Origin of the sequence: Leptospira brenneri (assembly GCF_002812125.1) — a bacterium.
Taxonomy (GTDB): domain Bacteria; phylum Spirochaetota; class Leptospiria; order Leptospirales; family Leptospiraceae; genus Leptospira_A; species Leptospira_A brenneri.
In genome coordinates this window covers 271,676-286,256 of record NZ_NPDQ01000007.1, presented here as the reverse complement: position 1 = coordinate 286,256, position 14,581 = coordinate 271,676, and the positions used below count along the sequence as shown (strand labels likewise).

The following is a 14,581-nucleotide window of genomic DNA, read 5'->3' as shown; positions in this document are numbered from 1 at the left end:
GGAGTCGAAAATGGAACATTTCTTTAAAAGGTTATGCGTTAGCTTTGTTCTAATTCTAATATCTATTTTATTTTCATCCTGTGCCGCATTAATGGATGGAGAAGGAAATTTTAAACTTTTCCAATCGAATAAAGCCCAGGAAGCTTTGCAGATTAGAAATCAATTTTTGCTGGCTTCTGTTTTCTTTGCTGGGAACGGATCTGTTTCGAAAACCATCGGTAAAAATGGTGGCACCATTGAAAACCAAGCATTTTCCTTGAATATCCCGAAAGATGCATTGTCTCAAGATTTAGTTGTTACGATGCGGGTTGAAGAGATGAAAGGAACAGATATTCCTGGAATGACTCCGGTTGCTTCTAAGCTAGTATTAGAACCAGAAGGAACCACATTCGCAAAGCCAGTGACTCTGACTACCAAATATGATTCAAAGGCAGTTCAATCTCAAATTCAAAACGAACTCACGCAAATTTACTATTATAACCCAGTAACGAAAGAATGGGAACAACAGAAAACAAGTGTCGATGCCATTGCAGGAAAACTCTCCACAGAACTAAGCCATTTTTCGATTTACGCAGCACTCCATGTAAATATTGAAATGATTGTAGCTAGAGTCATTACCGATTCAGCCGCCATTCGCATGGCAGCAATTCAGTTTCGTAACTATTTGGATGATATAAACCAACTTAGCAATAGAAACAGGTTTTATTCCTTATTTTCTCGAACGTTTCTACCATTCTTAAATATTGTTAAAGTAGAATATGCCCCAGGGACGGATCCTCTTCGACTTGCTTTTCCTCTAGATGATTTTGATCAAGATGGTGCTGCGAATATCATCGATTCATATCCTTATGATCCAACGAATAACAATGATACTACGGCACCGCAAATTGTTTCAGGAACTCCTAATACAAACGTGCTTCCATTGCAACCAGGGAATTTTTTTACAGTTACCTTTAATGAGCCCGTAAACGAACTAACGGTCATTCATTCCGGTTTTATTTCAAGAGATCAAAATCTCTATGCTCCCTTAAAATTTGTATCGATTTCCTTAGATAGAAAAATTGTTACTTATAAAAACGAATTCACCCTCGATTCTGATGCCAATTACGCTTTGTATGTTAATGGGGTTACTGATGAAATCGGCAATTTAGAAAATGGGTATAGGTTGGTAACATCTTTCCATACAGTGGATATCATTTCACCAATGGTAACTTCGATTGAGCCAGAAGGACAAGATGTTAACCCAAACATCACAGAGTTCAAGATACATTTTAGTGAACCGATGGATCCAGCTACGATAAAAGGATTTGGACTAGTGGGGTATGGTGATCCAGAAATCATCTTCGCTTCTCTAAGTCCAGACCAAAAAACAGCAAATTTTACCTTCAATCCTTCAAAACCATTGCGGAGTGATTCCGCATATCTCTTGGTTTCTTCTTCGGAAGCAAAAGATACATCTGGCAATTTGTTAGCTGTATTAACCAAGCAGTTTTTTCTGATTACTCAAGATACGGAAGCACCTTACATACGTTTAATCTTACCTGAAGGGGAACGAGTGGATCCATCCATTACAAGTTTTCGCATAGACTTTAGTGAAGCATTGAATGCGTCAAGTGCCCAAAATAAATTTATCTTACGAGCAAAATTATCAGGTTCCATCATTGCGATTAACTCTGTTGATTACGATGATACAAACCGTAGAGTGAATGTACAGATTCCCTCAAATTTACTTATAGAAAAAACCGAATACGAATTAGAAATTTTGCCTGGAATTCAGGATAGTTTCGGTAATGCGATGACAACGGGAAAATTACATCTGTTTAGAACGGCTGATGTAACTCCTCCACAAGTAACTTCAGTTTCTCCTGATCATGAGAGAGATGTTTTTTATTTCAGTGGCATTAACATTAAAATAAAATTCAATGATGTTATGGATCGGAACTCTCTCGAATTCAATCCTCTTCGCTTGGAAAATCTTTCTGATGGAGGAATACAATACGTAATTTTGACATCTTACGATCCTGTAATCGGTGAAGCGATTTACCATTTGACTCCAGACCAGGTATTGAGTGATAAGGAATACGAGTATACTATACCGTCAGGGATCCGCAACATAGATGGGATTGCCTCTGTTATAACAACAGTGTCTCGCTTCTTTACGACTGCTGACAAGCTGACTCCTTCACTCCCCAAAATAAATAGCGTGAATCTTGTGAATTGTCCGAATAATGCCAAGTTAGACGTTAATTTTTCAAGATTGATTGATTTTGATAATGTAAATTCGAACCCACCAGCTTACTTAAAACTTAATTTAAGAATACCAGAACTCTATAGATATGAGCGCCAAACTAGTTCTATTTGCAGTTGGAGAACAGTAGAGCGTAGAATTGAGAACCCCGATTTTAGGGCTTGTTTGAATCTCTCTGCTGTCATTCCTTATGGATATCTATGTATCTTAATTCCCCAGCAAATTTCAGTTTATGATTCTGTACCTGTTTATTGCACAGTTCCTGATGTTGCGATGACTTATGCAACGAAAGATATCCGTGTTCAATTTGAAAAAGGAACTTTAAATCGAAAGGCGGCGGTTTATAAATACAATGCTAATATTAAAAAGGGTTTTTTTGACATCCAATGGACGAACGCTGCTATCCAAGATGGAAAGATTGTGACCTCGACGAGTTACTATTGTCCAAACTATGGTGGGCCTTTGAACATCACTCGATGTGATTACTCGCCCAGCGCAGTGTATCAATTGGAAATTTCTGATCCTTGGAAAGTAAGAGGAAAATTTTTCGATGTCGATAACCAGGAGTTTATTTTCAATGACAACCTGACCATCCGTACAAATCAAAAATTGTTAAATCCAATATCAGACGAATGCGTGGAGTAAAACATATGCAAATTAGAACAACTTTACTAGTATCCTTACTTTCTGTAGTCGCGGTTTCTTGTAGCCCAACTAAAAAGAATGATCTTTCGGATGAATTGTTTCTTGGTTTGTATTTACTATCACAAAGAAATATAACCTTTCGGATTGTCGATACGGCCAGTTCTCAATCTTCGCTAAAAAATATTAAGTCGATTGGGAGTAATTCTCTCCCAGCTCGCTTTTTAAGTGATGGAAAACTAAATCATTCTGTTGGATGTAAAAATGCAAGATTGAATCTTTATTCCATTTTATTGTGGGAAAAAGGATCTGTTGCACCAGGTAAAGAGAGGATTTCCAATGCATCTGCTGTCGTTTATGATGGTGATTGGATTGATAATCAAAACGGCGGACGCATGAAAGTCAGCTATCCATTAGATTCAGGAGAGGCTTTTTACGGCGTCAGTGGGTCTGGGAATATTAGTCCCTTTGCTTGGAAAGAAGGAAAATACGATCGGATTGGTATCAGAATCGGCTCCATTAAATGTGAGTTAGATGATTCTAAATTGGCAAATTCCCATAACAAATACATCTCCTATGTAATGTGGAATGAATCGGAGATAGGAAAGGCCGATCCGCAGTACGGAAAACGAAATATTTTAAATGCCTATCCTTTTGACAATAGTATTAAAAAAGTAAATTCAATTAATTACGATATTTCAGAAACTACCGGATATCTAAGTTTAAGAAATAATGCTACCGTCACTCCTCGAGTCCACAGGAATGCAGGAACGGAAACCCAAGAATTGGCAGATCCAATAAACAATCCTTTTTGGGATTTATTAACAGCGCCTTTTACAGATCGTTTGGATTTTGAATACCTTGATGATGAATACACGATGGACCGATACAATGAAGACGGTTTAATTGTTTTGGTATTACCGGAAGGGAACAGAGAGTCATTGATTCTAGATATGTATACAGGTAATCATTTTGTTTACCAAACAGAACCAGGACTTACTTCCGCTAAATTCTCTCCTATTGATTTTATTAAATTTGATCACAATCCAAATGACTTTCAGAACTATTATCTCAATGCAGATTTTATAGCAACAAACGGGAAGTATTTGGATTCTTGGACACTTCCAACACCTGGACCAAACCAACCAAATCCTGCTGGGGGAAGGCATATTGGTTATTTTTTACCTAAATTTGGGGTAAGCAAAGAATAAAGTTCATAAAACGGTTTCCTTTTGCGGCTGAAGAAATATTAATATATAAGCGTTATGGTTTTTCAAAAAGAAAATTTTAAAAATAGTATCATTCTTATTCTTCTGATTGGTTTTTTGACCGTGTCTTGTAATTCTTTAGGAATTCCTTTAGAAAAGAAACGTCACCTACCCATAAGTCCGACAAATGGCTGTGAGATGAAATCAGAAGAACGGACTTACCGTGTACTCTTCTTGTTACCAATTTATACTCATGTTTTAGATTCTGATTCCAGTCATGCTGACCAGTTTGTATTGGAATCTAAATCTTATGCAAAACCTTGGGATATTGTTGTGACCACTTTAGGTTTCCTATTATCCTTTAATTCTTCTACTGAAATTAAAGTTTATTGTCCTAAGTCGGTAGTTTTGGAGTCCATCAAAAGAGAGCCAATTTCAGACACATCTTCTTCTAAGTTAGCTTATTGGAGATCGGAAGGGCAAACAAGTCCAATCCAAATGGTTTCGTTTATTCCTGATGATTATAAAATTACAGAGGAATCTAAGTCAAAACTCGTCTCATTGTCTCGAGACATTTTAAAATCGGAAGAATCTTTTAAAGTTGTGTTGGTTGGTAAATCGCAAACTACCGGTGATTTGGCCTACCAGGTTCGTCTAGTAAAACGACGTTTTGATGAAGTCAAACAGGTATTCAGTAAAGAAGCAATCGATGAAAATCGAATTCGTACATTTATATCTGATCGCGAAACCAGCGGAAGTATCAAAGAATTAGTTGGGGACACCCCATCAACAATTCAAATCTATCTAATAAAAGAGTGATTTTTTGCTTTTCCAGTTTGTATTGATTTTCTCATTATAGAATCAATACAAACGAAGATGTTGAGCATTATCATTCCTACAGATACTGGAGAAAACGTTCTTTTTCAAAACTCTCTTTTGGCCTTTCATAACCATCCGCAAATAGAAATCATCACAATTGATAGAAAAGAAGCATTCACTCGTGCGGAGAGATTAAATATTGGATTCCATAAGTCTAAAGGAGAAATAGTCCTTTTTCATCATCCAAGGACAAAGCTACCTACTAAAGCTATTGACCGCCTAATCAAAATAAGTTGTGAATTAGATAGAAAAATGATTTGGGGTGGGTTTATTCATCAATTTGACCAAAGTCATTCTCTACTCCGTTTTATCTCATGGTATTCTAACTTTATTCGTACAAAATGGAAGGGAATTGTTTACCTTGACCATTGTGTTTTTTTTGATCGGAGGCTTTGGCATTCAGATTTGAAGATCGAAGCAATATTCGAAGATACGGAACTAAGTTTGAAGTTTAGAAAAATTTTATGGCCGGTCCTACTTCCGTATCCGGCCATAACTTCTACTCATCGGTACATTAAAAATGGAATCCTTAAACAGTCGTTTATCAATTTAATATTAAAGTTTGGATATTTCCTTCATCTACCGTCGTCGTTATTATTTTCTTTATACCAAAAATAGAAGTTATTCCACAAAAATACTATTTAAGTCTGTTACTGATTCTAAGCTGCTAGTAGCTGTAAATATTCGAAGACCATAAGTTCCGGCAACGGTGAAAGTTAAGGTCACTCGATCTGTTGGGCACGTCTGTTTTATTCGTGTAACTGTCCCCTCAAATGGGTGGGATCTAGAAAAAGAAACAATTTTTGAACAATGGCGGCGACATTTTTGCAATATAATGGAGCGGTTTTACTGATTTGCAGATACGAAAATGCTTGTTGTATTAACTTTCGAGAAACCATTCTAGGTAAAAAAGGACTAATTTGAATATGAAACGATTGTTATTCATTCTTATTTTTTGTTTTAATATTGGCTTATTGGCAGAGACAAAACCTATTTATGAAATTTGCCAGCCAGAGATTGCAACCTATTGCCAAGGTGTAAAACCAACCAAAGCCAGGATTTTACAATGTTTGAAAGAACGTGGAAAAAATCTCTCGCCAGCCTGTGAATCGGCAGAGAGTTCGCTTTCCGAATCAATGAAAGCTAAATCACAAGGATTCTGTAAAGACGATGTGAGTGAATATTGTCGTTGGATCATTCCTGGCGGTGGCCGAATCTTAAAATGTCTTTTTGAAAATGAAACAAAAATTTCAAATCAATGTAAGGTTGTCTTAAACGAAACATGACAGGCGTTAGGGATACGTAGGGCTTGGTCTGTCGAAAGACAGACGGGAGCGAACGCGGACCCCGAAGGAGCCCGGCCCAGTATTTTTTAAGATTTTTTAATTCGTATCAATTGGGAACGCACACTAGAAGGTTTTCCTTCTTGTGATTAGATTCAAATGTTACCTTTTTTTGACAGAGATCATAGGTGGTAATCTCCGTTTGCTTCTGGCTGGTATTTGATGTTTGTAATTTGAAATTGGTTTTCGCCACCAGGAATTTTCCATTGGATGACATCTCCAGTTTTATAACCTAAAACTGCCGTTCCGATAGGTGCCAGCACGGAAATTTTGTTTTCGTCAGTATTGGCTTCTTCCGGAAATACCAAACGAAATTCTTGAAACTCTAATTCTTCAAGATTTTTTAGTTCAATCACGGAATTCATTGTAACATAGTTAGGTGGAATTAGGTGGGAATCCACTTTTTGAGCTCTTTCTATTTCACCTAATAAGTCTTTGATGTTATTATTTATGATATTTCTCTTTTTGTAGTCTAAAACCAATGATTTTAATCGATTATAGTCAAAATGAGTCATATATATTTTGTTTTTAGTATTCATTTCATACTCCTGTAATTTCTAAGCAAAAACCTTAGACTATATTAAAGATGCTTTTTTCGTCAAGAAGATTGTTTTATCTGTCACATTAACTACAAATTCATTTTGATTTTGCATAAATCTGATTTTTAATTTCTTTACAAAGAAAACCTACGTTATATTGTTGCCATAGCAACAATATGCCCGATTCTTTTGACCTGGAAAATTCTTATGCGTATTTGATTTACCGAACGGTTCGGTCTTTAAGACGTCAGTTTATGAGGTTGGCATCAGCGAATGGATTGGATCTATTTCCAGAGCAGTGGTTTGTTCTCGTTCGTTTGATCAAACAACCCGGTTGTAGTCAATCGGATTTGGGTCGAGATTTTGATGATAGACCTTCCATGGCCCGGGCCCTTAGAAATATGGAAGAAAAAGGTTGGATCAAAATTCAATCGGATCCAGAGGATGGAAGGAAACATCAAGTGTATCCTACAAAGAAAGGTTCCGAGATCTATCAAGTGATGGTTTCGGCCGTAATAGAGGAACGAAAAAGAATGTTTAAAAAGCTTTCCGCTCACGATTTTAAAACATTCAAGAGGATCATCGATCAAATTTATGAAGAGTCGATGGGTTGATTTTTTTTGCACTTAATGTTGCTATAGCAACATTATTTTGTTTAAAGAATTTAAATAATGGTTGGGATTTATAAGTTTAAGGAGAAAATAATGATAAACCAAACTAAGTTAGAAACGGATGAGGAATCTTTGAAGAGAGACTTTATTTCTCTTATGAAGAAGATTGATGAAAGGAAAATTGAAGAAGTAGAGTCGGGATTTCATACCGATTACACCGATAGTGTTTCCATCAAGGGAAGTGCTTCTGTATTCAGTTCCAATAAAACAAAATACCTTGAGTCTTTGAAGGAAGGAAAAATTGGTGGGGTGGAAAGATCGGTTTCGATCCATTCGATTGATTTTTTAGATTCGTTCGGATTTGTAAAAGCGGATTTGGAGAGCCCGGTTATGAAATTCCGATCCATCTATACTTTCTACTTGGATCAGGGCGCGTGGAAAATCATTAAAGCCGTAGTGGTTGCCGAAAAGAAATAAATCGAATTCAAAACGAAACCAAGGGTATTATTAGAGGGAGTGACCAACCAGCCCTTGGGTGGAAGAAACCTTCCATTCATTCCAAACTCAGTAAATTTTCCTACAATTTCTCTAAATTTCTTCGGATAAGTTCTCAGTTTTTAGATTCATTCAAAAAAAGTATTTTTTTGTTTACGCGGAAACATAAGAAACTGTATTTGTTTCCTAAAGAAACAAAGGATACAAAATATGTTTCCAAAGCAAATGATCGACAACCAATCATCGTCTCCTTCGCTCCCCATTTTGGTGATGGCCTTCGCCTTTTTCGCCACTTTTGGGTCACTTTCGGCCAAGGAGCCGGCCAAAAGTAATGCCATGCGCATGGATGACATCCTTAGGATGGCCTGGGAAAACCAAGTCAGTCTACAGACATTGAAGCTGCAGCTTAAAACGACCAATTACGATTGGGAGAAAGCCAACGGTGCTTATGCCTGGACAGCGGAGGCAAAAGGGACAGCGAAGAACACAACAAACTTCAACCTTCCACAATATGCCATCCAAGGAACAAAAATTACAGATAACACGCTACAGGCGGGAATTAATAAAAAGTTCACTACGGGGACTTCGCTCGGAGTTTCTGTCATGGACAATCGGTTTGAAACGAATGCTGGTAAAACACAGAGTTCCGCTGGATTCTCGAGTTTTGCCCAACCTTCTTATCATTTTGCTACGGTTGGAATTAGTATCAGTCAGGATCTTTTGAAGAACTTTTTTGGATACCAAGATCGTTTGAAGTTAGCGTCTGCTAGACGTTCATCATCCATTCAAAGATTGAATACTCTTGATTCTTTGTCCAAAAGTTTAGTAAACTCATTGATCGAATTTTGGAATTTGAGTTTGTCCGAAGAAGTTTTAGAAACCAATAACTCTTTACTTGGAAATGCAAAGTTAATCCGAGATATTTATTCTAAAAAAGCAAACTTTGGATTTGATGCTACTGGAGATATTCACCAATGGAATTCCATCGTTCTTTCTGCAACGAGTGCTGTTAAAAATTCTGAATTAGAACGAAATAAAAATAGAAGGGACTTGTTGGCTTCGTTAGGAAAAGAACCTGAAGAAAGTTTTTCATTTTTGCCGGTTCTCAATGAAGAAAAAATAGAAGTAACTAGTGATTATGAAGAGGAAGTTTTGGTAGCACTTGAGAAACGGTATGATGTTCGTGCGGCTCAGTTGCAATTAAAGAATTCTGAAGATAATTTGAAGTCAGCAGACAACGGTTTGTTGCCAAAGTTTTCAGTGGGAGGAACTTATAATTTTAAAAATTATGACCAACAATTTCCTCAAGATTTTTATGGAATCCTTGGCGGAAGATTCAACCAAAACACCGCTGAGTTTAAAATGGAATATCCATTGGGAAATGAAATTGCAGAAGCAGAATATAAAAAAGCGGAAGCAGATAAAAGACAAGCTCAATTAGAATGGACAGAAACACAAAATAAGGTAAGAGCCGACTTACTTTCCAAAAGAGAAAATTTGACAGTCAGTTACGAACTTTTTTTAGAAGCAAAGAAAAATAAAGGGGAAAGTAAACTGTTTTATGATAAGGCCTTGTCCGCTTTTAGAAACGGAAGAGGAACATCTCTGATTCTAAGAAATGCAATGGACGCTTATGTTAGATCTCAATCTAATTATTCGCAAACATTGGTTACTTACAATATTTCAATTGTTCAGTATGAAATTTCAAAAGGGACATTTTTTGAAAAATATTCTATTGATCCTGAACAGCTAGCATTACTAAACACAGAGGAAAACCAATGAATTTAGCAAAATTATCAATACAAAGACCGGTATTTATCGCCTGTACGGTGATATTGATTGTGGTGGTGGGGCTTGTTAGTTTTAGCAAACTCGGCGTGGAAAACTTTCCAGACATGAGTATTCCTATGATCTCTGTCAACGCAACTTACCCTGGTGCAGCTCCGAGTGAAATCGAAACATTGGTAGCAAAACCAATCGAAGATGAACTATCTACCATTTCGGGATTAAAAAAAGTAAGATCTATCTGTAACGAAGGTTCGGTTGTGATCGTTGCAGAGTTTACATCTGATACAGTGATTCGAGAAGCGGAACAACAGGTAAGAGATAAGGTCTCCTTTGCTAAGAAAAAACTTCCTGCAGAAGTTGAAGAGCCTATTATCAAACGATTGGATCCTGCGGACCAACCAATCTTAAGTATTTCTCTTCAGTCAGAATTAGAAGACAATGAATTTTATGATTTTGCCTCTGAGACAATTAAACAAAGGTTAATTTCTGTTTCGAATGTTGGTTCTGTAGATATCGTTGGAGGTCGGAAAAAAGAGATTTGGGTGGAGTTGGATCGAAACAAATTAAAATCGAGAAATATTTCGGCTTCACAGGTCTCACAAAAAGTTGCCGCAGGTGGTGCTAATATTCCTGCCGGGAAAGTTCGAGGAGAAAACTCTGATTTATCATTTCGGACCATCAACGAATACCGTAGTTTTGATGAAATACGCAACGTTCCCATCAACTTCTTAAATAATGAGATTCCGATCCAGTTATCAGATGTGGGAAGAGTCGTTGTTGGTTCGGAGGATGTAACCTCCCTTGCTTATTGGAATGGGAAACCAGCGTTATTTTTACTCGTATACAAACAATCAGGATCTAACTCGGTTGAGGTGGCAGAATCTGTAAAAAAACGAATCGATGTTCTTAAAAAAGAATTTCCGAATGTAAAATTTGATTATTATAACGATTCTTCTAAGGTTGTTAAGGATAATGTTTGGGATGTGGAAGAATCCATTTACATTGGGATCGCACTGACGGTCATTGTTGTTCTGTTTTTCTTAGGCAGTGTTCGTTCTACTTTAATTACGGGACTCGCTTTACCTACTTCTTTACTTGGTTCCTTCATTCTTATGGGGCTTGCTGGGTTTACCATCAACCAAATGACTCTACTTGCTTTGTCTCTAGCTGTTGGTCTTCTCATTGATGATGCGATTGTTGTGAGAGAAAACATTCATAGACACAAAGAAATGGGTAAGGATAGCAAACAAGCCGCTCTCGAGGGAACGAAGGAAGTAACACTTGCGGTTCTTGCCACCACGTTTGCGATCCTTGCGGTATTTGGTCCGATTGCATTTATTGATGGTGTGATTGGTCAGATTTTGCGACCTTTTGGACTCACTGTATGTTTTGCATTATTGATTTCTTTGTATGATGCATTAACCATTGCACCAATGATGTCTGCTTATTTTGGTGGAGAACACCATCCGAAAGAACCAGGGAAGATAGAAAAGTTCTTATCTGTTCCATTACATGCTTTTGATAAATTTCAAGAAAAACTAACAAATGTATATGTGAAGTCTTTGGAGATTTCAACAAAACATCCACTCTTTGTTGTATCTGTGGCGGTGTTTATATTTGTAAGTAGTATCTTTGTTTCAAAAACATTGAAATCGGAGTTTATTCCAACACAAGATTTAGGTCAATTTACAGTTACTTTTGAGTTGCCACCGGGTTCGAGTGTGGAAGCTACCAAAAGGCTCAATGAAGAGGTAAATCAGTTGATTCGATCTAAAAAAGAAGTCCAACTGACTGCAGGTTATATCAAACAAAATAAAATAGACATCTATGTGGAACTGGTTCCTGCAAAACAAAGAAAAGTGAATACCCCTCAATTCAAAGAGTATATTCGAAAGGAATTATCCCCTTATGTGTATGCAAAACCAATCGTAAAAAACTTTGATGCGATTGGTGGTGGGCAAAGATCTTTTTCTTTTGTCATTACAGGAAATGAAGCAGAAGAACTCGAAACTTATAGCAAACTAGTCTTCGAAAAAATTAAAAAAATTCCTGACTTAACGGATCCGGATATCAGTTTGCGTGAAGGAGCTCCGGAATTTAAAATTCTTCCGAAGGGTGATCAAATTGTAAAACTTGGAGTCAACCCTCAAGCCTTAGGGAGAGAACTTCGAACCAATGTGGAAGGGGATACACCTGCCGTTTTCAGAGAGAAAAGTTTTGAATATGACATTCGAGTGAGGATGTTAGAGGATCAACGAAACATTCAAAAGAATTTTCATGAGGTGTTTGTCCCAAATATCAACGGTTATATGGTTCCACTTTCCTATGTATCCTCTGGTATTTCCACAACAGGCCCTGCCACCATTCAAAGACAGAATCGAAATCGTTCTGTTGAGATTTCTGCCGATACAGATCCGAATGGAAGGGGATCCGGGTATGTTATGAGCGAATTACAAAGGATATTAAAGGAAGACCTTCCTTTACCTGATGGAATCAAAATATCTTATAGTGGGCAAACGGAAAATTTAGAATCCACTGGTAAAAACATGGCCATCGCTTTAGGGTTAGGGGTTGTGTTTATTTATCTGGTTCTTGCTTCTCTTTATGAGAGTTTTATCATTCCCATCTCCATTTTAGTAGTCATTCCACTGGCAATGACAGGAGCATTTTACGGTTTGTTTTTAACCGGAAAATCCATGGATATATTCGCTAATATTGGAATGATCTTACTTTTCGGATTGGCCACAAAAAACTCGATTCTTCTCATTGATTTTGCAAAAGACCTACAAAATACTGGAGTAGATACTCGGACTGCTTTGATTGAGGCTGGTAGAGCGAGGTTAAGACCCATTCTTATGACATCGATTGCACTCATCGCTGGTATGTTACCAGTTGCGATTGGGCTTAATGAAGCTTCGAAACAAAGGACAAGTATGGGAATCACTGTCATTGGTGGGTTGATTTCATCAACGATTTTGACTTTGTATGTGATTCCGGCTGTATACCAATACATTACTCGTTTGATTGAATCTTTTAGTAAAAAAAAGAAGTGAGGAACTAAATTTGGATCCTGTGCAAATTAGAATATTAGAGAAAGTTGAAGAATTATTTTTTAAATATGGGTATTCAAAAACTAAAATGGAGGAGATTGCCAGTTCATTAAAGATCAGTCGAAAAACCTTATATAAATATTATTCTAATAAACAAGATCTTATGGAAGTTTATATGGAATATAAACAAGATAAGATTCGAAATGTAATTTCGGAGATTGCAAATGATGAAACTCTGACAGCTGTCCAAAAATTTTCTAAAATGCATCGGTCGTTAGTGGAGGAATCCCCATATATGATGCAGGATTTGTTTATTCGAGAAATTTCAGAAATGTTCCCCCATAAGATGGAGCAATTTAAAAAACGAAGACAAAAAGAAATTCCTGAATCGATTGGAAAAATATTCCAAATGGCAAAGCTAAAAGGAGAACTTCGGGATGGATTTATGCCCGAAGTTGCTGTTCATTTGTTTCTTTCTTCGATCGAAATGATTCTGAATAACAAAGATTCCATTACAGTCCCTTTGAATATCCATGAGTTTCAATTGGAAGTAGTGAATGTGATTTTCTATGGGGTATTGAAGAGATAATTTCAGTAAATTTTTTTGATTGGTTAAATAAAATTTTTTTTAACCAATCAATGTTTGGTATCTTTAGCTTAGCTCTTGGTATCGAAAACAACTTTCTATATGGTCATTGACAAGTCCGCAAGCTTGCATATGTGCATAGATGACCGTACTTCCCACGAATTTGAATCCACGTTTGATCATATCTTTGCTCAAAGCATCTGATTCTTTGGTTGTCGCTGGAACATCCTTTAAACTTTTCCTTCGAATTTTGATTGGTTTGTAATTTACAAAACTCCAAATGTATTTGTCAAAAGAACCAAATTCCTTTTGGATTTCCAAAAATCTTTTTGCATTATTCACAGTGGCAAAAACTTTTAGGCGGTTTCTAATGATTGATGGATCCAGGAGAATCTTTTCTAATTTTTGATCTGTGAACTTGGCTACTTTCACTGGATCGAAATTTGCAAATACCTTTCTATAACCTTCTCGTTTCTTTAGAATGGTTGCCCAACTCAAACCCGCCTGCGCTCCTTCTAAAATTAAAAATTCAAAATGAGTTCTATCATCATGCACAGGAACTCCCCATTCTTCATCATGGTACTTTATGTATTGGTCAAATTTCAAACACCAGGAACAACGTTCTGATTCAGTATGAGTTTTCATTCCCTTCGCGATCCCTTAGACAAACCAAAAAGATTCATTGAGAAAACAATTGGTTTTGGGTCTTACCATAACTTAGGAATTGTACGGAAGGAGTCAACGCAATTGTAATCTATATTCCTCTGCGGATTTTTATCACCACTTCATGAGTATGTTTAGGAAATGGAGTAAAAAATTTATTGATTTAAAGTTTTATCCTTTGGTATACTTACTCTCTATGAAATTGGGAAAGTTTAAGGAGCGGATATGAATCGATTTTTAATTTTAAAGTTGCTTTTGGTTTTTCTGTTTTCCCTATCTCCCATGTTTGCAGAAGAGTGTGAGGAAAATGATCTTTCCTGTCAGATGCAAGGTAAAGTGGAATCTGCCGAAAATGAACCTGCACTAAACCCTGATAAGGTGGAGGATAAAGTGCACAAACTTTGCACCAAAAAACCGGATAGCAATAAGTGTTTAAAAAACCCGGATTGTTATTGGGATTCGACCGTAAAGGGAGGAAAATGTAAAGGAAAAGGCCATCCTTAGGTTTTACAGAAATCGGGGATTTCGT

13 protein-coding genes are annotated in these 14,581 nt (G+C 36.8%); 11 read left to right on the top strand and 2 right to left on the bottom strand.

Translation table 11 applies throughout. The features are described from left to right. The first annotated feature begins 10 nt into the window (after positions 1-10). The 5 genes from CH361_RS15860 (at position 11) to CH361_RS15840 (ending at position 6,263) form a co-directional block, all read left to right on the top strand. A complete protein-coding gene (locus CH361_RS15860; RefSeq protein WP_244279921.1) occupies positions 11-2,893 on the top strand; it encodes an Ig-like domain-containing protein in 2,883 nt (960 codons plus the stop codon). A gap of 5 nt (positions 2,894-2,898) precedes the next feature. Beyond that, positions 2,899-4,101, top strand: coding sequence for a hypothetical protein (locus CH361_RS15855; RefSeq protein ID WP_100791817.1), 1,203 nt, complete (start codon positions 2,899-2,901; stop codon positions 4,099-4,101). A 54-nt stretch (positions 4,102-4,155) separates the two neighbouring features. After that, positions 4,156-4,917: an OmpA family protein gene (locus tag CH361_RS15850; protein WP_100791776.1), complete on the top strand. Its 762-nt coding sequence runs from the start codon at positions 4,156-4,158 to the stop codon at positions 4,915-4,917. A 57-nt stretch (positions 4,918-4,974) separates the two neighbouring features. Beyond that, entirely contained in the window at positions 4,975-5,595 is a 621-nt protein-coding gene (locus CH361_RS15845; protein ID WP_100791775.1) for a glycosyltransferase family protein, read from the top strand. Between the two features lie 308 nt (positions 5,596-5,903). Next, positions 5,904-6,263: a cysteine rich repeat-containing protein gene (locus tag CH361_RS15840; protein ID WP_100791774.1), complete on the top strand. Its 360-nt coding sequence runs from the start codon at positions 5,904-5,906 to the stop codon at positions 6,261-6,263. A 179-nt stretch (positions 6,264-6,442) separates the two neighbouring features. Here the strand turns inward: CH361_RS15840 and rnk are convergent, their stop codons facing one another. Further along, complete coding sequence (gene rnk, locus CH361_RS15835; protein ID WP_100791773.1) at positions 6,443-6,859, bottom strand: nucleoside diphosphate kinase regulator; 417 nt, start codon at positions 6,857-6,859, stop codon at positions 6,443-6,445. 176 nt (positions 6,860-7,035) lie between these two features. On the opposite strand from rnk, the gene CH361_RS15830 reads away from it, so the two are divergent. The 5 genes from CH361_RS15830 (at position 7,036) to CH361_RS15810 (ending at position 13,392) form a co-directional block, all read left to right on the top strand. After that, on the top strand, positions 7,036-7,473 hold the full coding sequence (locus tag CH361_RS15830) for a MarR family winged helix-turn-helix transcriptional regulator (protein ID WP_100791772.1): 438 nt from the start codon (positions 7,036-7,038) through the stop codon (positions 7,471-7,473). Between the two features lie 90 nt (positions 7,474-7,563). Next, positions 7,564-7,947: a nuclear transport factor 2 family protein gene (locus CH361_RS15825; protein WP_244279920.1), complete on the top strand. Its 384-nt coding sequence runs from the start codon at positions 7,564-7,566 to the stop codon at positions 7,945-7,947. Positions 7,948-8,175: 228 nt separating this feature from the next. Next, positions 8,176-9,747 carry a TolC family protein gene (locus CH361_RS15820; protein WP_100791771.1) on the top strand — a complete coding sequence of 524 codons (1,572 nt, stop codon included), beginning with the start codon at positions 8,176-8,178 and terminating at the stop codon, positions 9,745-9,747. Then, a complete protein-coding gene (locus CH361_RS15815; protein WP_100791770.1) occupies positions 9,744-12,806 on the top strand; it encodes an efflux RND transporter permease subunit in 3,063 nt (1,020 codons plus the stop codon). Before CH361_RS15820 ends, CH361_RS15815 begins: the two co-directional genes overlap by 4 nt. A gap of 19 nt (positions 12,807-12,825) precedes the next feature. Then, positions 12,826-13,392: a TetR/AcrR family transcriptional regulator gene (locus CH361_RS15810; RefSeq protein WP_244279919.1), complete on the top strand. Its 567-nt coding sequence runs from the start codon at positions 12,826-12,828 to the stop codon at positions 13,390-13,392. Between the two features lie 63 nt (positions 13,393-13,455). Here the strand turns inward: CH361_RS15810 and CH361_RS15805 are convergent, their stop codons facing one another. Further along, positions 13,456-14,034: a DNA-3-methyladenine glycosylase I gene (locus tag CH361_RS15805; RefSeq protein ID WP_100791769.1), complete on the bottom strand. Its 579-nt coding sequence runs from the start codon at positions 14,032-14,034 to the stop codon at positions 13,456-13,458. 243 nt (positions 14,035-14,277) lie between these two features. On the opposite strand from CH361_RS15805, the gene CH361_RS15800 reads away from it, so the two are divergent. After that, the gene (locus CH361_RS15800; RefSeq protein ID WP_100791768.1) at positions 14,278-14,556 is read left to right on the top strand and encodes a hypothetical protein; all 279 of its coding nucleotides are present in this window, start codon (positions 14,278-14,280) and stop codon (positions 14,554-14,556) included. The last annotated feature ends 25 nt before the right edge of the window (positions 14,557-14,581 follow it).